A 20,818-nucleotide genomic window follows, 5' to 3' on the forward strand; every position below is an offset into this window, starting at 1 on the left:
TCCCCACCACGAGCGACGAGGTAAGGACTGACATGACGGCAACCGCGGCCCGGCCCCAGGCGGGGCGCAAGACACCGGACGTGGTGGACATGTCCTGGGATCCGATCACCCGGATCATCGGCAATCTCGGGATCTACACGAAGATCGACTTTGCCAACCGCGAGGTGACCGAGTGCCGCAGCACCTCGTCGCTGTTCCGGGGCTACTCGGTCTTCATGAAGGGGAAGGACCCGCGGGACGCCGGTTTCATCACGAGCCGGATCTGCGGCATCTGCGGTGACAACCACACCACCTGCTCCAACTACGCGCAGCAGATGGCGTACGGGGTCAAGCCGCCGCCGCTGGCCGAGCACATCACCAACCTCGGCGAGGCGGCCGAGTACATGTTCGACCACACCATCTTCCAGGACAACATGGTGTTCGTCGACTTCTGCGAGGCGATGGTCAAGCTCACCAACCCCGGTGTGCTGGCCAAGGCGGAGCAGACCGCCTCTCCCCGCGGGCACATCCACGGCTACCGCACCATCGCGGACATCATGCGGGCCTTCAACCCCTTCGAGGGCGCGGTCTACAAGGAGGCGCTGCACGTCAGCCGCGTCACCCGGGAGATGTTCTGCAAGATGGAGGGCCGCCACGTCCACCCCTCCACGCTGTATCCGGGCGGTGTGGGCACCATGCCGGAGCCGACGACCTTCACCGACTACCTCACCCGGCTGATGAAGATCCTCGACTTCGTCAAGAAGTCCGTCGCCATGAACGACGACGTCTTCGACTTCTTCTACGAGGCGCTGCCCGGCTACGAGGAAGTGGGCCGCCGCCGCACCATGCTCGGCTGCTGGGGCGCCTGGCAGCACTACCAGACGTGCGACTACCGGTACGAGAACATGAACACCTGGGGCAAGGCGATGTATGTCACCCCGGGCATCATCGTCGACGGCGAACTGGTCACCAACAACCTCGTCGACATCAACCTCGGCATGCGCATCCTGCTCGGCTCCTCGTACTACGAGGACTGGGTGAACGAGGAGCCGTTCGTCACCCACGACCCCCTCGGCAACCCCGTCGACATGCGCCACCCCTGGAACCAGACGACGGTCCCGGCGCCGCAGAAACGCGACTTCGACGACAAGTACAGCTGGGTGATGAGTCCCCGCTGGTTCGACAAGAAGAGCGGCGAACACCTCGCGCTGGACACCGGCGGCGGCCCACTGGCCAGGCTGTGGTCCACCGCGCTCAACGGTCTGGTGGACACCACCTACGTCAAGGCGACGGGACACAGCGTGAAGATCACGCTGCCCAAGAGCAGCCAACTGCCGGAGATGACGCTGGAGTGGAAGATCCCCAAGTGGTCCAACACCATCGAGCGCGACCGGGCGCGCCCCTACTTCGTCGCCTACTCGGCCGCCATGGCCTTCGAGTTCCTCGACCGGGCCATGGAACTGGTCAGGGCAGGCGACACGAAGATCTTCAACGACTTCGAGCTGCCCGAGGAAGGCATCGGCTGCGGCTTCCACGAGGCGGTCCGCGGTGTGCTCTCCCACCACCTGGTGATCAAGGACAAGAAGATCGCCAACTACCACCCGTACCCGCCCACCCCCTGGAACGCCAGCCCGCAGGACCACTACGGCACACCTGGCCCCTACGAGGACGCCGTCACCGGGCAGCCGATCTTCGAGGAGAACGGCCAGGACGACTTCAAGGGCATCGACATCATGCGCACCGTCCGCAGCTTCGACCCCTGCCTGCCGTGCGGCGTGCACATGTACCTGGGCAAGGGCAAGGAGCTGCGGCAGATCCACTCGCCGGCCTTCGGGGCGGCGGCCACCGGAGCCGGCCATGGCTGAGGACCAGGTGACCGCGCCAGGGCACCGGCTGGCGGACGCGGACGTCGAAGCGCGCCTGGCACGCCTCGACGAGTTGCTCGAACGGGTCGAGAGCGTGGCGGGCCCCACCGCGGAGGCCGCCCTGGAGGCCGTACGGGGACTGACGCAGGTCTACGGCGAGGCCCTGGCCCGCGTCCGCGACCTGGCAGGACCCCGGCTGACCGGCGCGCTCACCGACGACCGGCTGCTGTCCCACCTGCTGGTGCTGCACCAACTGCACCCGGACCCGGTGGAGCAGCGCGTCGCCGACGCCGTCGAAGGCGTGCGGGCCGTGCTCGCCCAGCGCGGCGCCGACGTGGAACTCGTGGGCGTCGAGGCGGGCGTGGCCTCGGTCCGGGTGACGGCCAAGGGGTGCGGGACCTCCGCGACCACCGCCCTGGAGGCCGTACGCGAGACGCTGCTGGCGGCCGCCCCGGAGCTGACCGCCGTCCGGCGGGTGGCGAGCGAACCGGCACCCGCGTTCGTCCCCCTGGCGGACATGCTGCCCACCGTCGCACCGGCCGCGGGGACGCCGTGACCTCCGGCGCGCTCGCCCGGATGATCCGTACGGCCCAGCGCGGTGGCCCGGCGCCCGACACCGAAGCCTGCGACCTGTGCGGCGCCCCGGTCCCGGCCGACCACAGACACCTGCTGAACACCGGCACCGACGGTGGGGCGGAGGACCTGCCGGCCGGTGAGGAGGGCACCGGGGCGCGCACGGGCGGGGAAGGGCCCGCGGGCGGGCGCATGCTGTGCGCCTGCCGGCCGTGCTCGGTGCTGTTCGCACGGGAGGCGGCCAGCGAGGGCCACTACCGGCTGATCCCGCAGCGGCGCGCGCGTCTGGAACCGGTATCGACGGCCGCGTTGGGGGTGCCGGTCGGGCTCGCCTTCTTCGTCCCGCACGCCGACGGCGGGGTCCACGCCCACTACCCGAGCCCGGCGGGGCCGACGCGGTGGGAGCCGGACCCCGAGGCGTGGCAGGGCGCCGTACGGGAGTGCCCGCCGCTGGCGACACTCGCCGCCGACGTCGAGGCCCTGCTCGTCAACACCGTGCAGGACAGGCGGCAGCACTGGATCGTCCCCATCGACGACTGTTTCCGCATGGTCGCCGTCGTCCGCAGGGAGTGGCGCGGCCTCACCGGCGGCAGCCGCGTGTGGCCGGAGATCGACAGGTTCTTCGCCGAGTTGACCGAACGGCCGGGGTGACGCCCGGAAGCAACAGCCAAGGAGGATCCCATGGGCCGCATCAGAGTCGGAAAGCCCCAGGTGAAACCGGACACTTCCACGCACGTCTTCGGCATCCACCAGGGCAACAAGGGGCCTTACCGCCACCAGCCCGGCCACCACAAGGACGGCACAGCGGACGCCAGGCGCTCGACGGGCATCCACTGGAAGAAGCACAACGCCATCATGAAGATCATGCCGAACATCTCGCCCGGCTGAGGAGCAGCACCATGCGCACCATGCAGCAGCGACGACGTACGCGACCGACGGACGCCATGGCCGCCACGGCGTCACCCCACCGGCCCTGCTGGGCACGACGCGTGCTGTTCGCCCAGGTCGCGGTGGTCGCAACCCTCGTCGCCGGCATTCTCGTGCGGGAACTTCCCGGTGCGGTGCGGGAGGTGCGGATCTGGCGGATGATCGGATTCGGCGCCGGATCCCGTCACCCCCGCTGACCCGCCCGGCCTCCCCGGCTCAGCCTGGTTTCCCCGACCCGGCGTGTCTCCCCGACTCGCCCGGTCTTCCCGACCCGCCCTGCCCGCGACCCGGGTTGGTGGGCGTCGGGAGGACACGAGGGGGTACTCCGTCGTCGTCACAGCCGTCGTGGCGGTGGCCGCGGTCGCGCCCGTGTCCGTGGCCGGACCGGGGCGGCGCGGGACTCCCGACACGAGTGAGGGGGCAGGGGCGTGAGGGCGAGGGTCGACCACCGCAGGACACCGGCACTGCTGGTGACGAGCCTGCTGCTCGTCGCCGGATGCGGCGCGCACGCAAGCTCCGAGCAGTCGGCGCCCGAGGTCGCCGTCCTGCGCACCGGCACGCCCGTGCACGAACCGGTGTGGTCCGGCGAGGAGAAGGCACTGGTCGCGCTCGCCGACGGGTCCCGGCAGGTCGTCAGGATCGATCCGCCGCGCGAGTTGGCCGGCAACGCGCCGCGTACCGCACACACCACGCGCTCGCGGACCTTCTCCCAGCTGGGGCGGAACCTGGCGCTGCCCCCCGGTGACGACGCGTCGGGCGAGGCCTACGTGGCACTGCCCGACCGCGACCGGATCGCCGCACTGAACGTCTCCGACATGCGCACCGTGGAAACCCGCGAGGCCGGTGACGCGCCCTCCTACCTCGCCACCGACACCGGCCCCGACCTGGCACTCGCGCTCTCCGCCGACGGCAGCACCGTCAGCGGCACCGCTCTGGGCGGCAAGCCGGGCGGAGCCGAGGACGTGGTGACCTCCCGGCGCGTCGGTCTCGGGCCCACGGGGGAGATCGACGGTCCGGACAGGGGGCAGCAGGTCGAGTACTACGCCGCCGCACCGGACCGTCTCACCCACTACAAGGGCTCGCGTTCGGACGTACGGGAGACGGGCAGCCTGCCGCTGCGGGCCGAGAAGACCACGGGGGACAAGACGAAGGTCTCGCGGCTCTACGTCGCGGAGAGGGGCAGCGACCGGCTGCTGGCCGTGGACGAGAAGCGCTCCGGCAAGGGCCTGCACGTCGTGGCGAGCCGCCACATGGGACAGCCGGTGCGTCACGTGGACGCGGACGAGAGGCGGCTCTACGCGGTGACCGACTCCCGCCTCGTCGTCCTCGCGACGCACAGCTTCACCGGCTTCCAGGACGGTACGTTCGACGTCGTCGACACGGTCGACTACCGGTCGGCGCTGGACCGCCCGGAGGTGCGGAAGGCGCCCGTCTCCGGCATCGCGGTGGGCGGCGACCGGGTCTACCTCACCCTCGAAGGAGCGCCGTACACCCTCAGCATCGCCAAGCCGAGTCTGTGACGGACACGACGACAACCACGCTCACGGCCACGAGGGAGGCACCTCGCCATGGACAACGACCGGCACGCCGAGGCCGAGGCCGACGTCGACGCAGTTCCCGCGCCGTACCCCCGGCCGGTCAGCGGCATCGCGGCCGACCTGGACCAGGCCTTCGCCCTCCTGCGGCAGTTGCGCGAGCTGGCCGGGGACCCGGCGGCCGCCCGGGACGACGAGAGGGTGTACGACTTCAGCATCCGCTGGGGGACGCTGCTGAGCGGACGGCTGGAGCGCCTCGCCCACTACGCGGCACGCGGGGAACTCACCCGCCGGCAGGCGAAGCGCTACCAGGAACTGCGCACCCGGCTGCGGGACGCCGCCTCGTCGGCCGCGCGACTCGACCTGGCCGACCCCGGCGTCGTCCCGCGGCTCACCCTTCCGGGTGCCCCGCGCTCATGAACTCCTCCTGTCCGAGCGTCACCCCGGTGCGCGGCAGCGGGCACGCGCGGTTGGTGCAGCGCAGCGCGACCAGGTAGGCGTCCGTGGCCTCGTCGAGGAAGAGGAAACCGAGGTAGAGCGCCTCGCCCACCTCGAAGCGGTCGCGGCGGCAGTGCGGGCACCGCAGCTTCCTGTCCCGCAGTGCCCGTCGCACGCGTTGGCGCTGCCCGGCGTCCAGGACGGTCAGCTCCGGCCGGATGTCCTGCACCACACGCTTGCCCTCGGCCCCGTACCGGCCGGCCTCCCGCCGTCGGCCCTCGCTCCCGTGCCGGCCGGCCTCCGGCTGCCGGCCGGACTGCTGCTGCCGAGCGGTCTCTCGCCGTCGTCCTGCGGCTCGCCGTGCGGTGGTCATCACACCTCCACGTCCTTGTCGTAGAAAACGTTGTCCTCACGCCAGCCGCCCATGCCCTTGCCGATGCACGCGTAGCCGGAGACGAACTCGATGCGTTCGATCCACTTGGCCATCTTGAAGCCGACCTGCGTCTCCACCCGCAGCCGCAGCGGTGCCCCGTGCTTGATGGGCAGGGGACCGCCGTTCATCTCGTACGCCAGCAGTGTCTGCGGCTCTCGGGCCAACTCGAGGTCGACGACCTCGTAGAACTGTCCCGCCCCCTCGGCGCTGGGCTCGTCGCGTCCGGTGTCCTGCATGGTCAAGAAGCACAGGTGCCGTGTCTGGGGCAGCGGGCGGACCATCTCGACGACCTCGCGCAGCGGCACGCCGCCCCACTCACCGATGCTCGACCAGCCCTGCACGCAGTTGTGCAGCACCCGCTGGCTGTGCGGCTCACGCAGCGCGCGCAGATCGTCCAGCGTCAGCGTCATCGGGCGCTCGACCAGACCGCCGATCTCCAGCCTCCAGTCGGCGAAGTTGTGCACGGCCATCAGCTTGTACTCGGTGCTGCACGGCGGCTTCCCGTTGACCCGGTGCTCGACGGAGAGCTTGGAGCGCGCGTAGTCCTGGCGGGAGATGAGCCGCCGCAGCACCAGGCGCCGGAAGCTGTTCACGATCCAGCCCAGCCCCTGCTGCACCCTGCGCGGGCTGCGGAGGCTGACGACGGTCGCGCCGACGTGGACCAGGACGACGGCCGCCAGAATGCCCAGCGACAGCCACAGCGCCGCGTTCAGGTCGCGGACCTCACCGAAGATCATCAGCGCGTTGAGCTCGGGCCACCCCCAAGAGATGATCATGGCCAGGTGGACGGCGAGGAAGACCAGGAACGCCACCAGGCCGAGGAAGTGCAGGCTGCGCGCCGCCTGCCGGCCCCCGAACAGCCGCACGTAGCGCGGGAAGCGGGCCTCGACCGCCGGTGACTGCGCGGCGCCGGTGAGGATCTGGAACGGCGCCAGCAAGAAGATCACCCCCGCGTACGCGAGCTTCTGCAGAGCGTCCAGCGGCTGGCCGGGCAGCAGCGGCGGCAGATCGAAACTCAGATACGTCATCAGGTCGTCCCAGGCCGTCGGGAAGATCGACCACGAGGTGGGGACGTAGCGCAGCCACTGTCCCGTGGCGAACAGCAGTACGACGTACACCAGCCCCGTCAGTATCCAGCCGATCACGCTGACGAAGTGCCAGTGCCGCCCCATCCCCAGCTGCTTGTGCCCCGGCAGCGCGACGACCGACGAGTAGCTCTCCTCCTCGTCCAGCGTGTCGTAGAGCTTGTCCTTCGGCATCCGCTTGCGGGTGAAGCGGGCCCACTCCGTGCCCGGCCGGCTGTCGTTGCGCCAGTAGAGCTTGGGATGCGTCGCGATGATCTCGATGCCGCTGCGGATCAGCAGGGTCAGGAACAGGACGTTCAGCCAGTGCTCCACACGCAGCCACACCGGGAAGTCGAGCTGTTGCACGGGCCTCTCCTTGGCGATCGACGGCGGGGGCGAAGCTGGCGGTGGCGGTGGCGGTGGCGTGGTGGTGCCTCAGTGGTGCCAGTGCCTCGTGTCCGGGACGGCCACGTTCATGCCCGTGAGGACGGAGACGTGGAGGGCGAGAAAACCGCCCGCCAGGATGAGCGAGGCGGTGCCCAGGGGGTAGTCCCAGCGCCCCTGCAACTCCGGCAGCCCGGGCAGTCCCGCCACGCGGCCGACCAGATACCCGGCGGCCGACACCGCCGAGACCAGGCTGCCCAGCACCCACCCCGCCCGGGTCAGTACCCGGCGGGCGCCCGCCACCACGCCCACCGCGGCCAGGAACGCGCCGGACGCCAGCACCACCAGGCAGGCCGCCACGTAGCCGGGACGGTCGGCCGGATGGCCGGTGACCGCCTGGTGGAGGCGGGCGGCCGCCGTGCCGAGGAGCAGCAGGGCCCCGGCGCCGCTGGTCAGCCGGGGCAGATCGAAGGCGAAGTACCGGTAGAGCCGGAGCAGCTTGCCCACCCCGGAGTACCGGAGCGCGGCGTGCAGCCGCTCCCGCCCGCCTGACGTCTCGGCACGGCCCGTCTCCACCATGGGCGGCGGGTCACCGGGCGGCGGCGAACCAAACGGAGAAGTACCGCGCCTTCTCTCCGGGACTCATGACCGTACGGGACTCGTGGCCGTACGGGACTCGTGGCCGTACGGGACTCATGGCCGTACGGGACTCATGACCGTTCGGGGCCGTCCGGCGGTGGGTCCCCGGGGGGCGGGCGCTGGTCGAACTCGACGGTGACGGTCTCGAAGTCCTTGAAGGTCTCCGTGGTCGCGTAAGAGGTGTACGCCTTCCGGTCGGCCCAGTTGAGCCACACCCGGTCCGTGAACGGAGTCAGCAGGCTGCGCGGCCACAGCCGGTGCGTGCGCACCACGCTCACCTCCGCCGCCAGGACGAAGATGAGAGCGCCGAGATAGATCCAGCCGAGCAGGCCGAGCACGATTCCGAACATGCCGTAGGTCGCGCTGGCACCCCGCAGCACGCTGGTGGCGTAGTAGCCGCCTCCCCACTGGAGCGCCTGCCAGGCGCAGGCCGCCCCCAGGGACTCGACCCACAGCCGCCGCAGCGGCACCTGATGGTGGGTGAGGAAGGTGTAGGTGGCCAGCAGCAACGCCGTGTTCACGGCGACGGCGACCGCGGTGATCGCCGTCCGCAGCCCCGTCCCCAGCTCCGTGCCGAACGTCTGCGACTTCGAGGCCGCCACCGACAACAGCAGCGTCACGCACAGCCCGGCCGCGACCGTGGTCAGGAACAACACGCCCTTCAGCCGCGACCGGAACGGGTTGTGTCTCAGGTGCCGGGGCACCGCCCATATCTTGTTGAGGCTGTACTGCGCGGCCTGCGCCGCGCCCAGGCTGCCGTACAGGCTCCCCGTCACACCGATCGCGAGGGCGATCCCGTTGCTGCGGAACGGGTGGATACGCCCTCGCAACTGGTCCCCGAGCACCGGGAACTCGCCGAGGACCGAGTTGATCAGTCTCTGCTGGAGGTCCGGATTGTCCTCCAGGAACGCCCCCAGGCCCGAGACGAACAGCAGCAGCACGGGAAAGATCGACAAGAAGGTGTAGTACGTCAGCAGCGCGACCAGGTAGAGGGCCTGGTCGTCGAAGACCTTGTAGACGACGGCGAGGGGCCCTCCGACCCAGCGGTGCCGCTGCTGGAAGGCGTCGATCCGCTGTGCCGTACCACTGCCCATGGGGCGTCAGCCGCCTCCTCCCAGACCGTCCGCGGTATCCGCGGCCGAACCGCCGACGTCGCTCACTCCAGCCAAGCCCAGTCGGCCCGGCTGCGCACGCGTTGCGGCGCCATCCGGCGGGTGGGCCACGAGAGCCAGCGGCATACGCGAGGGGCGGAGCGGTGGTTACCGCTCCGCCCGTCACCGGTTACGCAGGGTGGCCGTCACCCCTTCCGTTTCTTGCCCATCGCCAGGCCCATGACCGCAAGGCCGCACAGTGCCGCGACACCACCCGCGATCACGTTGTTGACCACGATCGACGTCGTGTCCGGCGCACCGTTGATCACCCACTGCGAGATGATCACCCAGGCTCCGAGCAGCGGCGCCGTCCACCCCAGCAGGTGCGTCCGCTCGTAGGCGGATCCGAAACCGAAGGCGAGCACCGCGAACGCCAAGCCGACGATGAGGTTGCTGACCGCCAGACTCGTCGACGTGTTGAAACCGACGACCCACGGTGAGATCGCTATGTAGAGGCCCGCGAGGAAGCTCAGACCTTCCACGAGCTGTGCGGTCGGAGTGGATCCGGCCTTCTCGTACCGCGCACGCATCTCCACCAGATCGGGGTGGTGTTCAATGCTGCTGCCGGTAGTAGGCACTGCCATGGTTGTCCTCCTCCTTCCGGAGAGTGCCTGTGGTGGGCGAACGGAACTCACCCGCCAGCCACCGGGTGAACAGTGGGCGGGCCACATTCACGGCCATGTGCCCGAATTTTTGTGATGTGGGTCACATTGCGGGAGGTGGCCTCGCGGTCACCCGCGCCACTCCGCTCCGCAAGGTGAGGGCACGAGTGCACCATGTGGCTGCCACGACACCGGTTGGCGTAGGCTCGCTCCCCTCCGTCACCACGAGGCCGTCACGCACACGGCCGCCATCAGCGGCGACGCGTCCACCGCGCTGTCGCCTACAGCGTTGTCATCCAGGGGGAGGGGCGACAGGGGGGAATGGAAGCGCTACGTCAGGACGATCCACGACGACTCGGGCCCTACACCCTCGTCGGCAGACTCGACGCGGACGCGAGTGAGATACGCGCGGCCTCGCGCCGCTTCGTGGGCCTGGCGCCCGGCGGGGAGCGCACCGTCCTCATCAGCACGGTGCCGCTGGAGGCCGAGGAAGACCCCGGCCACGCCCGCCGCTTCCACGCGGAAGCCCTGGCAGCACAGCGCACCGGCCAGGACGGGACGCCCCGCAGCCCCTGGCTGCTGCCGGTCGGTGAAGTCAGCGGCCCCGCGGGTGGACGGGTCTGGTACACCTCCCCGTACCGTCCCGCGCTGCCGCTCCCGGCCGCGGTGGAAGCGCACGGCCCCCTTCCGGCCCGCACCCTGCTCGCCGTCGGCACGGCGCTCGGCGAGGCCCTCGCCCGCCTCCACGCCGACGGCACCGCGCACGCGGGTGTCCGGGCCGACGCCGTCCTCCTCACCGGTGAGGGGCCCCGGCTGACCGGCTACGGAGCAGCACGCGTCACCGCCCCGGACGGCACGCCCCGCCCACCCCACCCCTTCCTCGCCCCGGAACAGATCACGGGCGGACGCCCCCGCCCCCTCGGCGACATCTACGGCCTCGGAGCCGTCCTCGTCTACGCGGCGACCGGGCAGCCGGGAAGCGCCGCCTCCCGCTCCGCGGAGCGGGCCGCCCCGGCCGGACCGCTCGAAGGGCCGCTCGGCGAGCTGCTCGCCTCCTGCCTGGCCGAGGACCCATCGGCCCGTCCGGCGGCGACGGACTTCCTGGCGGCACTGGAGGCCTGCGGCCCGCTGCTTCCGGGGTGCGTGCCATCGGCCCCGCACGTTCCCCCGCCGCCCCCCGAACAGCCGCCGACGCCCCTTCCGGCGTCCCGACCGGAACCGGCGTCCCGACCGGAACCGGCGTCCCGACCGGAACCGGCATCCCGACCGGAACCGGCGTCCCCACCGGCACCGGCATCCCGACCGGCACCGGCGTCCATACCGTCACCTCCGACGACACCGCCTTCGGAGCCGTCGGCGGTCCCCGCTCCCGAGGCCACGCTGTGGGACGGCGGGCCGCCGGCCCGGACCGACGATCCGCACGGCGGCACCATGACGGGTGGCACCGTGCTGGACGGTGCGGGAGGCGGCCGGGCCGCGAGCCTGATCGTCCCGGGCTGGCTCCCGCGGCGCGTCAGCGCCTCCCTCGCGGTTCAAGCCGCCGCGGTCCTGGCGGCGGAAGCCGACGACGAGGTGGCGCCGGCGGCGGAACCGGCCCCGGAGCCGACGGCCCTCGACGGCGCCGCGGTACCGGTGCCCGGCCCCGCGCCCTCCGCACCACGCCCCGCCCCCGCCCGGGGCCGCCGCGCGCTCACCCCCTCGCGGCGCTCTCTCCTCACAGCCGTCGGGACCGGCGCCGCCGGCGTCGCCGTGGGCGGTTCCGTGGCCTGGGCCGTGACGTCCGACCCCGCCCCGAAACTCACCCCGGCCCAGAAGCTGGCCGCGGGACGCAAGACCCGCAAACGTCTCAAGGGCGCCCCGCCGACCCCGGCATGGCGCTACGACCTCGCCGACCCCGTGCGTGACTTCGCCCCTCTCCTGTGGAAGGACGAGGTCGTCGTCCTCGCCGACGGGAAGGCCGCGGTCGGCGTCGCCGTACGCACCGGCGACGAGCTCTGGCGCCGCGCGGACACCAAACCCTCGGGCCACGCCTGGCCGTTGAGCAACGGCCTGGTCCTGCTCGCCGGCTCCGACCTGTTCGCACTCGGCGCCCGCGACGGGGAGACCCGGTGGCACTCCGAGCGCTACCGCAAGGGAGGCCGCCGGCCGTACACGGCGGTGCTCGCCGCCCACGGCCACGTCGTCTGGCTCGTCGTGGAGAACGCCCGCGCGTCCGCCACCTCCCGCACCGTCGTCGCGTACGACATCACCGACGACCGCGAACTGTGGAGCACACCGCTGCCCGCCGACTACCGGGAAAGCCATCTGCTCGCCGACACCCTCGTGGTGGTCACGGCGAAGAAGGGCGAGCCCCCACGCCTGACGGCCTACGACCGCGAGACGGGCCGGGAACGGTGGACACGCACCTACGAGCCCGCCGAGTCGGCCCACCTGACCACGGTGGCCGACCCGGCGACACTGGTGGCGGCCAAGGGGGCTTCCCTTCGGGCGTTTGGGTTGGGAGAGAAGAAGTCCGAAGACGGCCACGAGGAGCACAGGTGGCAGGTCGAGGCGAAGAGCGAAACGAAGGACACCCCTGCCTTCTTCGGCGCGCCCGTGTCCCGCGAGGGAACCGTCTACGTCACCGACAGCACCTACACGGCGTACCGTGTGGACGCGCAGTCCGGTGACGTCGTGTGGAAGGCCCAGCCGTCCAGCTCCTTCCGTCCGACCTCCCGGTCCGCCACTCCCGACGTGTCCGTCACGCCGGACGGCCGGGCCCTGATCACCGCGAACGACTTCGAAGTCGACGCGTTCGACACCGACCGGGGCCGACGCCTGTGGCGTTTCACCGACCTGCCCTCCGGCCCCGCAGCGGTACGCGGGCGCCGCGCAGTCGCAACGGGCGACCACCACGTAGTGGTCGTCAGCGGCCGCGGCGCCTACGCACTGTCCGTGGACTGACCGAACCGGGACGACATGCCGATACCGAGTGAACCCATGCCAGCCGTCAGCGGGTCGACCGCGGCACACGGTCACGCCGCGCAGCCGGTGCGCCCGAGCGAGTGGAGCGCCGAGGTGCTGGACGGATACCGCCTGGTCGAGAGGCTGGACACCCGGTCGTCCGGCGTCAGCTGGTGGCTGGCGACCGGGCCCGACGCGGCGCCGTGCGTGCTGTTGGCGCCGAATCCCGCGTACGCCGCCGACGCGGGCTACCGCCTTCGCTTCTGGTCCGAGTCGAACAACTCCCTTCGGCTCAACGGCCGTCAGGCGGCGCCCGTCAAAGAGGTCTCCCCGACACGTGCGGCGACACCCTGGATCGCTTACGACTGCTTTCCTGCGCTGCCGTTGACCGCAGCGATGAAGGAACACGGCGGCCCCTTCGATGAGTCCGTGGTGCGCGCCTGGGGCAGGGCACTGGCCGAGACCGCCCTACGGGCCCACGCCCAGGGCCTGGTACACGGCGGCATCTCGCCCGACTCCGTGCTCCTCACGCGGCGCGGCCCCCTGCTCACCGGTTACGGCCTCGTGCGAGCGGGACAGGCCGAAGAGCGCGGGCGGCCCCAGGACGGACGTCGGGCGGTTCCCGGGCTCGACGAGCAGAGCCTGCCGCCCGAGCAGACCGCCGGGCGCAGACCGCAACCCGCGGGGGACGTCTACGCGCTGGCGACCTGCCTCCAGCGTGCGCTCGCGGCCGGGGGAGAGACCGACGGAGCCGGAGAGACCGACGGAGCGGGGGAAGAGGCGGTCGGACTGTCGGCCGGGACGCGGGAGCTGATTCGGCGTTGCCTGGCCGTCGAGCCTGCGGACCGGCCGCGCGCCGAGGACCTCGTGCGCGCGCTGGACGCGCCCTCGGACCCTCCCGGCAACGCGCTTCCGGCAGCGGTGGGCGCGGCATTGGAGGCGCAGGAGGCACGTCTGGCCGCTCTGCCTGCCGTCACGACCGCGTACACCCCCGAAGGCGCGGGGCAGCCCACGGCGCGCACCACTTCGGCGCGCTCCTCCGTGGCCGGGGAGCCGACGGCTTCCCGGCCGTCCCCGACGCGCCGCACGCTCCTCAGCGCGGCGCTGCCGGCTGCGGTCGGCCTGGCGACAGGAGCCGGTGGTGTCGCCCTGTGGCGGGGTCTCGCCGACTCTCCGCCCGGGCCCCGGTCCCTGAGGGGACTGGCGCCCGCGCCGCTGTGGCGTCACTCTGCGCCGACCGAAGGGCTGAGCAAGATCACCCTGGTGGATGGCAGGACATGCGTCGCCGCGGCCGAGTCGGGTGGCACGTTCGCCATTGACGCACGCACCGGCAAGAAGCTGTGGTCGCGGAACGACGTGCTCACCTCTCAGTTGGTCGATGTGGGCCAAGGCCACCTGCTGGTCCCGTCCGACGGCGACCAGGGCGCGTTCAGCCTGATCTCGGCGCGCACCGGAAAGGTCAAGTGGACCGAACGGACGTATATGGGCAGCGTTGAGGGCGGCACGCTGACGATGACCGTCGTCATCGGTCACCGGAAGGGCGTGGTGTTCTTCACGGCGGAAGACGTCACCACCATCGAGGACGAGAAGAGAAAGACAGCGCTCATCGCCTACAGACTCCGTGACCGGAAGGAACTGTGGCGCAGCCCGCTGCCGGGCGGCCTGACGGACACGTTCGAACCCCCCAGCCGGGGAATGGTCGGCCCCGCGCTGGTGAAGTCCACCGTGCTGCTCCCCAACACCGGGCTCTCGCTGGGGGAGGACGACCTCACCTACCGTGCGTTCGACGTGCGCACGGGTGAGAAGAAGTCGACGAGAAAGTACGACGGCATACCGAGAGGCGGCAACGGGCTGGTCCTCCCGATGCGAGGCGGTCTGCTGGTCGCCAGTGGCGAGGACTGCCTGCGTGGCCTGAACCTGTCGGACGGGAAGGAGCGCTGGCGGTTGCCCGTCGAAGGATCGGTGAGCATTGGCGCAGCGCTGCGCGGCAGCATCCTTTATGTGAGCGACTCCTCGCTGACCACCTACGCCGTGGACCTCCGAAGGGGGAAAGTCCGTTGGCGTCATCGGCAGGTGGGCCCGGCCGACGCGGCGATTTCCGACTCGGGCCTGGCACTCAGCGCGTCCGGCCGCACGCTCTTCCAGTCGAACGACGCGGAGATCGACGCGTTCGACGCCCGCGACGGGTCCTTGCGGTGGCGGCTCGCGCTGACGGGGAAACTGGACGAGAAAGCCGACGTCGTCCCGGCGGCCGCGGAAGGGATCGCTGTCATCGTGAACGGCAGCGGCGACATCTACGCCTACCCGGTGGACTGATGGCCATGGCGCACCCTCTCACCCACGACGATCCCGCACACCTCGGCCCTTACCGGCTCGTCGCCCGACTCGGCGGCGGGGGCATGGGCACCGTGTACCTGGGGCGGTCCCCGCGCGGGCGGACCCTCGCGCTCAAGACGATGCACCGCGACATCGCCCAACTGGCCGATTTCCGCACCAGGTTCCAACTGGAGGCCGACGCGGCGCGGGTCATCGGCGAGCACCACGGCGCTCTCGTCGTCGACGCGGACCCCTTGGCGGAGACTCCGTGGCTGGCCACCGAGTACGTACTCGGCCCCCCGCTCGACGAGGCGGTTTCCCTGTGCGGGCCGCTGCCCGAGGCGACGACCCGTGTGCTGGGCTCCAGGCTGTGCCAGGCGCTCTCCCAACTGCACTCCTCCGACGTGGTGCACCGCGACCTCAAGCCCTCCAACATCCTCCTGACGGCCACCGGGCCCAAGGTGATCGACTTCGGTATCGCACGAGCCGCCGGTGACGACCGGCTCACGCGCACCGGGGCGGCTGCGGGGACCCCCGCCTTCATGTCGCCCGAGCAGGCGACAGGACAGGAGCACAGCCCCGCGGGTGACGTCTTCGCGCTCGCCGGCGTGCTCGTCTTCTCCTGCACGGGACACGGCCCCTTCGGCACTGGCCAGACCGCTGACCTGCTCTACCGCGTCCGCTACGGCGAACCCGACCTCACGGGGGTACCGCAGGAACTGGCCCGGCTGCTCCAACGATGCCTGGCGAAGGACCCGCAGAGCCGACCGGGGGCCGGTCAGCTCGCGGCCCTGCTGCACGACGGTGACGACGCGGAGTTCGCCGATCACCTGCCGGATGCCGTGCACGCCGAAATCCTGCGGCGCAGCGTCGCCGTCTGGGATGTCAGGCCCGCGCGGTCGGCGCCGCCGCCCGAGGAACCGGCAGAGACGCACGGGAGGCCCTCTCCCGCCATGACCTCCCGGCGCCGCCTCCTCGCTCTGGCCGGTGGCGGGCTCGTCGCCGCTGCCGGAGCCGGGGGCATCTGGGCTTGGACGCGACCGTCCGGATCGGACGAGCCTCCCTCCGCCTCGACGCCGCCACCGGCCGCGCCCGCGTCCGCCCCCGAGCCCAACTGGCAGTTCAAGTCGTCGGACAGCGGTGCGCCCACTCCCTTGCTGACCGAGCGACGCGTGGGTGTGGTCGTCGCAGGCGGCAAGCTCACCCTGCTGTCGGCGGGCGGCGAGGTCGTCGGCACCGAGGCGGACGTGTGGTCCGCCGCCGCCGACGAGGGACGTATTCACGGGCTCCAGGGAGACGCGTGCGAACTTGCGGTGCTCGAGGAGAAGACCGGCAGGTTCGCGGCCCCGGTCGCGGACGTGCGGGACCTGTTGGGAAGTGACGTAACAGGCCCGCAGGTCGCCAAGATTCTCGCCGTCCACAAGGGCACCGTGCTCGTGCGCGAGGAGGAGGGCGGGCTCCGGCGGACGTGCATGGCGCTGGACGCCGAGAGCGGAAAGAAGCTGTGGCGGGGGAAGATCTCCCACGAAGCCGTCGTCGTGGCCAAAGCCGGCGAACTGCTCGTGCTCGCCAGTGCTTCCGACGGCGAGGTGTGGGCGATCGATGTCGAAACCGGCAAGGAAGCCTGGAGCAGGAAGTTCTCCCTCGGCTACGGACGTGAGATCCGCACCTCGGGCGCCGACACGGAGGGAAACCTCTACCTCAACCTCGACGAGATCATCGCAGTGCGTGCCAAGGACGGAAAGACCCGCTGGCGCTTCGGCAAGGGCAGAGCGCACAAGGCGGAGTCGTCGGACCTGGCCGAGTACGGAGCCCCCGTGGCCCACGACGGCACCGTGTACGCCCTGGAGTCGGGCAACGGTGTGGTGGCGCTCGACCTCGCGAGCGGAAAACTGCGGTGGGAGCTGAAGCTCGACGTGGCGTCGCGCATCCCACTCGACGCCGTCCCCGTGGTCGGCGACCGCTACGTGTACTTCCCCTCCGGCGGCACCTCCCTGGTCACCGCCGTCGACGTGAAGAAGCGGCGGGCGGCGTGGACCTCCGTCGGAGCCGACAAAGAGGCGATTCCCGAACTGGCCTGGCACCGCGAGACCAGTCAACTCGTCGTCGCCACCGACAAGCGCGTCTTCGGTCTGCCCTTGAAGTGATCCGCTGCCTTTCGAGCGGTCCGCCGAAGTGGCCCGCCTCCGCCGCACCAGCACTGTCCGCCCTGCTCGTTGTCGGAAGTCGCCGGAGCAGTCGCCGGAAAAGTCGTTGGAATAGTTGTCGAGACAGTCGTCGGTAACCACCCCAGGAGCTACTCCCCATGAAACCTCTCGGCGTCGGCGACCCGCTGCGTCTGGGTCCCTTTCGGCTGGTCGGTGTGCTGGGCGCCGGAGGAATGGGGAAGGTGTACCTGGGGCGGGACGGGCGGGGGAAGGCGGCCGCGCTGAAGGTGCTGCGGCCCGAGTTGGCACACGACCCGGACATGGCACGGCGCTTCGTACGGGAGGCCGAGGCCGCCGGCGCGGTGCGCGGCAAAGGGGTCGCGCGGGTGCTCGGGGCGCAGACCGAGGGCGGTCGACCCTGGATCGCCAGTGAGTTCCTGGCGGGCCCCACGTTGCAGGAGGCCGTCGAGCGGCACGGCCGGTTCCAGGACGCGGCGGTGCGCGCGCTCGCCGCGGCGCTGGGCCGTACGCTGGCCGAGATCCACTCCGCGGGCCTGGTGCACCGGGACCTCAAGCCCGCGAACATCGTGCTGACCTCACGGGGGCCGCGGGTCATCGACTTCGGGATCGCCAGACCCGAGCACGGGCTGACGCTCACCACCACGGGGCAGGTGCCCGTCACGCCCGGATACGGGCCGCCCGAGCAGGTGCTCGGGCAGCGCGTCGGCCCGGCGGCGGACGTGTTCGCGCTCGGGGCCGTCCTCACGTTCGCTGCGACGGGCGCGAGGGCCTTCACCGGCGAGCACGTGGCGGCGGTGAGTTACGAGGTGGTGCACGGGCAGCCACGGCTGGACGGGCTCTCGCCCGAACTGCTCGCGCTCGTCGCGCCCTGCCTGGACAAGGACGCCGCGCGGCGCCCCACGCCGGAGGACGTGGCGCGGGCCTTCGCGCCGCCCAAGGGCGCGGACCTGGTGTGGCGGCGCGGCCCCCTCGCCGGGGAGATAGCCGAGCGCGAGCAGACCGCCGAGCGGATGACCACACTGCCCGCCGCGGGGGACACCGAGGATGCCGTGCGCCCGTCTCGGCGGCGTCTCCTCGCGGGCCTGGCCGGCGGCGGTGTCGTCGTGGCCGTCGGCGGTGGCGCCGGCGCCTGGTACCTGCTCGGCCGCGACGAGGACGACCCTCACGACCGGGACGCCGAACCGCTGGCGACGTACGAGGCCGGAAAGCCCCCGTCGCCCTTGTGGGGCCCCTTCGAGGTGACCCGCGACGAGGCCCCGGCGCCGGTGCCGCTGCGTGACGTCGTGGTCGTCGCGGCGAAGGGCGGCGGCCTGCACGCGTTCGACGTGCGCAACGGCGGGCGGCGGTGGAAGGCCCGCCTGTCCGTGGGGAGCGGGCCGCTGCTCGTCACCGGCGCCGAGGAACCGGTGCTGCTCGCCGCCGACCGGTCCGGCGAGATCCTCGGCCTCGGCGCGGACGGCAAGCGCCGCTGGTCCGCGTCCGCCGACGCCGCCGTCCTGCTCGCCGCCGACTCCGAGGCGGTGTACCTGACGACGAAGAGCAACAAGCTGCGCGCTGTCGGCCTCACCACGCACAAGCCGCGGTGGACCGCGAAACTGCCCGTCGAGTCCTCGGCCGAACACCCCGCACGTGCCGTGGTGACGAACGGCCGGCTGGTCGTCCACGGGGCCGACGGGAAGGTGGCGTGCGTGGACACCGGGAGCGGCCGTGCCGTCTGGGGGCCCCGGAAACAGAGCGCCGAGGGCACCGCGCTCACCCCCGCGGCGGGGCGGGGCGCGGACGGCCTGGTCTACCTGGGAGGCCGCCGCCTGACGGCACTGTCCCTGGCCGACGGCTCGCTCAAGTGGGCGCAGCCGGCCGCCGAGGACAGCGGCTGGGGCGCGCCCGCCGTCCGCGGAAAGGTGCTGTACGCCGCGAACGCCGCCGACGTGGAGGCCCGCCGCACCGCGGACGGCACCGGCACGTGGACGGTCACACTCCAGACGACCACGCTGCCCCTCGACGCGCCGACGCTCCAGCGGAACACCGCGTGGGTCGCCATGTACGACGACGGCTCCCGCGGTGTGACCGCCGTGGACACCCGCAAGGGCGCCCAGGCGTGGACGTACATCCAGGGTGCGTCGGGACCCTGGCGCATCGGCGCCGACGGAAACCGCGTCTTCCTCTGCCAGGGCAACCTGCTGACAGCCATGCCCGTCGCCTGAACACGACGAGTCGCCCACGGCGCCGGCCGCTGCCCTCGACAGCACCGGCCGGCGCCCGGCGGCTACGGTTTGATACCCAGGCCCGCCCACACACCGGCCTCGGCCGGGCTGACCATGCCGGGGAGTTGTGGCACGTCGTCGGTGTCGAGGTCGAGCCGCCAGTCGCAGGTGGCGGACAGGCCCGGCTCGACCAGTTCCAGGCCGTCGAAGAACTCGGCGACCTCCTTGTGGCTGCGCAGCCGCACGCGCATGTTCGCCTGCCGGTATCTGTCGGCGATCAGCCGCATGCCTTCCGGGTCGAAGTCCTCGGTGGCGTGCGAGAGGGCGAGCGCGCTGCCCGAGGGCAACTCCTCCAGCAGCCGGCGGACCAGAGCCTGCGGCTCGTCGGTGTCCTCGATGAAGTGGAAGAGGGCGATCACGGTCAGGGCGACCGGCTCGGAGAAGTCCAGGGTCTCGCGGGCGCGTTCCAGGATGGCCTCGGGCCTGCGGACGTCCGCCTCCACGTACTCGGTGACCCCCTCGGGGGTGCTGGTCATCAGGGCGCGTGCGTGGGCGAGCACGATCGGGTCGTTGTCGGAGTAGACGACCCGGGCGGTGGGCTGCTCCTGTTGCGCCACCTGGTGCAGGTTGGGGACTGTGGGGATGCCGGTGCCGATGTCGAGGAACTGCCGGATGCCGCGCTCCCGCGCCAGGTGGCGCACCACGCGGTGCATGAAGGCCCGGTTCTGGCGGGCGGCGATCATCGCGTTGGGGAAGAGCTTCAGTCCCTCGACGGCCACTTCCCGGTCCGGGCTGTAGTTGGTCTTGCCTCCCAGATAGAAGTCGTACAGCCGCGCGGTGTGCGGCCGTGTCGCGGTGCCCGGGGGGATCTGCTGGCTCATGCGTCACTCCTGTGAGACCTCACGTGGTCAACCACTGTGACGTACGGCGCTGTTGAGCACCAGATCACCGTCCCGCCCGGCTCGGGGGCGAGCGGTGACGGTGCTGTAGACGCGCTGTGACACGAACGGGGCCCGGACCGACGTGATGTGCGTTACCGTCGGCAAGACGTGTCATAACCGGATAACGGGGAGGGTTCCCGATGGGAATGAACGGTGCCGACCTGGCGCGGCTGCGTGAACTGGCGGGGAAGTTCGACGGTGACGCGAACCAGCTTCAGGGGCTGATCACCAGCCTGCAGAACGCGTGCGACGAGAGCGGGGGCTACTGGACCGGCGGCAAGGCCCAGCAGTTCCGCTCCGAGTGGCAGAGCCTCAAGCCGACCTTCGACCGCTTCGTGGAGACACTGCGGGACGCCGGCCGGGCCGCGCGTACCAACGCGGACAACATCGACCACGCCACCAACTGACCCCCTGGGTCACGGCTCACCGGCTACGGGCCGCTGCCCGCCGCGCCGACCTCGCACGGGCCGCAGCCAACTCGGCTGCGGCCCGCTGCTGTGTCGAGCCGTACTGCTGCGTGGGGCCGTGCTGCTGTGTTGAGCTGCGCTGCTGTGTCGAGCCGTGCTGCTGCGTGGGGCCGTGCTGCTGTGTTGAGCTGCGCTGTCGTGTGGGGCCGCGCTGTTGTGTCGCGCCGTGCCGTCGTGTGGTGGCCCGCT

The 20,818-nt window shown here is 71.5% G+C and carries 18 protein-coding genes; 12 read left to right on the forward strand and 6 right to left on the reverse strand.

Annotated elements, in window-relative coordinates:
- Positions 1-32: 32 nt before the first annotated feature.
- The 7 genes from MMF93_RS28055 to MMF93_RS28085 all read left to right on the forward strand — a co-directional run bounded on the left by MMF93_RS28055 (position 33) and on the right by MMF93_RS28085 (position 5,299).
- Positions 33-1,844 carry a nickel-dependent hydrogenase large subunit gene (locus MMF93_RS28055; protein ID WP_242755826.1) on the forward strand — a complete coding sequence of 604 codons (1,812 nt, stop codon included), beginning with the start codon at positions 33-35 and terminating at the stop codon, positions 1,842-1,844.
- The gene (locus MMF93_RS28060; protein ID WP_242755828.1) at positions 1,837-2,400 is read left to right on the forward strand and encodes a NifU family protein; all 564 of its coding nucleotides are present in this window, start codon (positions 1,837-1,839) and stop codon (positions 2,398-2,400) included. The genes MMF93_RS28055 and MMF93_RS28060 overlap by 8 nt, the downstream gene beginning before the upstream one ends.
- The gene (locus MMF93_RS28065) at positions 2,397-3,068 is read left to right on the forward strand and encodes a DUF5947 family protein (protein WP_242755830.1); all 672 of its coding nucleotides are present in this window, start codon (positions 2,397-2,399) and stop codon (positions 3,066-3,068) included. Before MMF93_RS28060 ends, MMF93_RS28065 begins: the two co-directional genes overlap by 4 nt.
- A 30-nt stretch (positions 3,069-3,098) precedes the next feature.
- Positions 3,099-3,305 (forward strand): hypothetical protein, encoded by a 207-nt coding sequence (locus MMF93_RS28070; protein WP_114023014.1) that lies wholly within the window; start codon positions 3,099-3,101, stop codon positions 3,303-3,305.
- Between the two features lie 11 nt (positions 3,306-3,316).
- A complete protein-coding gene (locus tag MMF93_RS28075) occupies positions 3,317-3,541 on the forward strand; it encodes a hypothetical protein (protein ID WP_242755832.1) in 225 nt (74 codons plus the stop codon).
- 231 nt (positions 3,542-3,772) lie between these two features.
- A complete protein-coding gene (locus MMF93_RS28080; RefSeq protein WP_242755834.1) occupies positions 3,773-4,864 on the forward strand; it encodes a hypothetical protein in 1,092 nt (363 codons plus the stop codon).
- 48 nt (positions 4,865-4,912) lie between these two features.
- Positions 4,913-5,299, forward strand: a complete 387-nt coding sequence (locus tag MMF93_RS28085) for a hypothetical protein (RefSeq protein ID WP_242755836.1) — start codon at positions 4,913-4,915, stop codon at positions 5,297-5,299.
- On the opposite strand, the gene MMF93_RS28090 is transcribed toward MMF93_RS28085, so the two are convergent.
- The 5 genes from MMF93_RS28090 to MMF93_RS28110 all read right to left on the reverse strand — a co-directional run bounded on the left by MMF93_RS28090 (position 5,271) and on the right by MMF93_RS28110 (position 9,572).
- Complete coding sequence (locus MMF93_RS28090; protein WP_242755838.1) at positions 5,271-5,690, reverse strand: hypothetical protein; 420 nt, start codon at positions 5,688-5,690, stop codon at positions 5,271-5,273. The two genes, MMF93_RS28085 and MMF93_RS28090, sit on opposite strands and share 29 nt — an antisense overlap.
- A complete protein-coding gene (locus tag MMF93_RS28095) occupies positions 5,690-7,180 on the reverse strand; it encodes a molybdopterin-dependent oxidoreductase (RefSeq protein WP_242755840.1) in 1,491 nt (496 codons plus the stop codon). The genes MMF93_RS28090 and MMF93_RS28095 overlap by 1 nt, the downstream gene beginning before the upstream one ends.
- Positions 7,181-7,249: 69 nt before the next feature.
- Complete coding sequence (locus MMF93_RS28100) at positions 7,250-7,777, reverse strand: hypothetical protein (RefSeq protein WP_242755842.1); 528 nt, start codon at positions 7,775-7,777, stop codon at positions 7,250-7,252.
- Between the two features lie 131 nt (positions 7,778-7,908).
- Positions 7,909-8,931 (reverse strand): YihY/virulence factor BrkB family protein, encoded by a 1,023-nt coding sequence (locus MMF93_RS28105; protein WP_242755844.1) that lies wholly within the window; start codon positions 8,929-8,931, stop codon positions 7,909-7,911.
- A gap of 203 nt (positions 8,932-9,134) precedes the next feature.
- A complete protein-coding gene (locus tag MMF93_RS28110) occupies positions 9,135-9,572 on the reverse strand; it encodes an SPW repeat protein (RefSeq protein WP_114023020.1) in 438 nt (145 codons plus the stop codon).
- A 339-nt stretch (positions 9,573-9,911) separates the two neighbouring features.
- Between MMF93_RS28110 and MMF93_RS28115 the strand changes: the two genes are divergently transcribed.
- From MMF93_RS28115 to MMF93_RS28130, 4 genes are all read left to right on the forward strand, one after another.
- Positions 9,912-12,533, forward strand: a complete 2,622-nt coding sequence (locus tag MMF93_RS28115) for an outer membrane protein assembly factor BamB family protein (RefSeq protein WP_242755846.1) — start codon at positions 9,912-9,914, stop codon at positions 12,531-12,533.
- Positions 12,534-12,569: 36 nt separating this feature from the next.
- Positions 12,570-14,849 carry an outer membrane protein assembly factor BamB family protein gene (locus MMF93_RS28120; protein WP_242755847.1) on the forward strand — a complete coding sequence of 760 codons (2,280 nt, stop codon included), beginning with the start codon at positions 12,570-12,572 and terminating at the stop codon, positions 14,847-14,849.
- A 5-nt stretch (positions 14,850-14,854) separates the two neighbouring features.
- Entirely contained in the window at positions 14,855-16,996 is a 2,142-nt protein-coding gene (locus MMF93_RS28125; RefSeq protein WP_242755849.1) for a protein kinase domain-containing protein, read from the forward strand.
- Positions 16,997-17,154: 158 nt separating this feature from the next.
- Positions 17,155-19,221 (forward strand): protein kinase domain-containing protein, encoded by a 2,067-nt coding sequence (locus tag MMF93_RS28130; RefSeq protein ID WP_242755850.1) that lies wholly within the window; start codon positions 17,155-17,157, stop codon positions 19,219-19,221.
- A gap of 62 nt (positions 19,222-19,283) precedes the next feature.
- Here the strand turns inward: MMF93_RS28130 and MMF93_RS28135 are convergent, their stop codons facing one another.
- Entirely contained in the window at positions 19,284-20,102 is an 819-nt protein-coding gene (locus MMF93_RS28135) for an SAM-dependent methyltransferase (RefSeq protein WP_242755852.1), read from the reverse strand.
- Between the two features lie 200 nt (positions 20,103-20,302).
- Here MMF93_RS28135 and MMF93_RS28140 point away from each other — a divergent pair, with 200 nt between their 5' ends.
- Positions 20,303-20,569, forward strand: a complete 267-nt coding sequence (locus MMF93_RS28140; RefSeq protein ID WP_114017810.1) for a WXG100 family type VII secretion target — start codon at positions 20,303-20,305, stop codon at positions 20,567-20,569.
- The last annotated feature ends 249 nt before the right edge of the window (positions 20,570-20,818 follow it).

The organism is Streptomyces tubbatahanensis (genome assembly GCF_022699385.1).
Lineage (GTDB): Bacteria > Actinomycetota > Actinomycetes > Streptomycetales > Streptomycetaceae > Streptomyces > Streptomyces diacarni.

Coding starts and splice junctions, on each gene's coding strand:
- MMF93_RS28055 (WP_242755826.1), top strand. CDS start 33: ATGACGGCAACCGCGGCCCGGCCCCAGGCGGGGCGCAAGACACCGGAC.
- MMF93_RS28060 (WP_242755828.1), top strand. CDS start 1,837: ATGGCTGAGGACCAGGTGACCGCGCCAGGGCACCGGCTGGCGGACGCG.
- MMF93_RS28070 (WP_114023014.1), top strand. CDS start 3,099: ATGGGCCGCATCAGAGTCGGAAAGCCCCAGGTGAAACCGGACACTTCC.
- MMF93_RS28075 (WP_242755832.1), top strand. CDS start 3,317: ATGCGCACCATGCAGCAGCGACGACGTACGCGACCGACGGACGCCATG.
- MMF93_RS28085 (WP_242755836.1), top strand. CDS start 4,913: ATGGACAACGACCGGCACGCCGAGGCCGAGGCCGACGTCGACGCAGTT.
- MMF93_RS28090 (WP_242755838.1), bottom strand. CDS start 5,690: ATGACCACCGCACGGCGAGCCGCAGGACGACGGCGAGAGACCGCTCGG.
- MMF93_RS28100 (WP_242755842.1), bottom strand. CDS start 7,777: ATGGTGGAGACGGGCCGTGCCGAGACGTCAGGCGGGCGGGAGCGGCTG.
- MMF93_RS28105 (WP_242755844.1), bottom strand. CDS start 8,931: ATGGGCAGTGGTACGGCACAGCGGATCGACGCCTTCCAGCAGCGGCAC.
- MMF93_RS28110 (WP_114023020.1), bottom strand. CDS start 9,572: ATGGCAGTGCCTACTACCGGCAGCAGCATTGAACACCACCCCGATCTG.
- MMF93_RS28115 (WP_242755846.1), top strand. CDS start 9,912: ATGGAAGCGCTACGTCAGGACGATCCACGACGACTCGGGCCCTACACC.
- MMF93_RS28120 (WP_242755847.1), top strand. CDS start 12,570: ATGCCAGCCGTCAGCGGGTCGACCGCGGCACACGGTCACGCCGCGCAG.
- MMF93_RS28125 (WP_242755849.1), top strand. CDS start 14,855: ATGGCGCACCCTCTCACCCACGACGATCCCGCACACCTCGGCCCTTAC.
- MMF93_RS28130 (WP_242755850.1), top strand. CDS start 17,155: ATGAAACCTCTCGGCGTCGGCGACCCGCTGCGTCTGGGTCCCTTTCGG.
- MMF93_RS28135 (WP_242755852.1), bottom strand. CDS start 20,102: ATGAGCCAGCAGATCCCCCCGGGCACCGCGACACGGCCGCACACCGCG.
- MMF93_RS28140 (WP_114017810.1), top strand. CDS start 20,303: ATGGGAATGAACGGTGCCGACCTGGCGCGGCTGCGTGAACTGGCGGGG.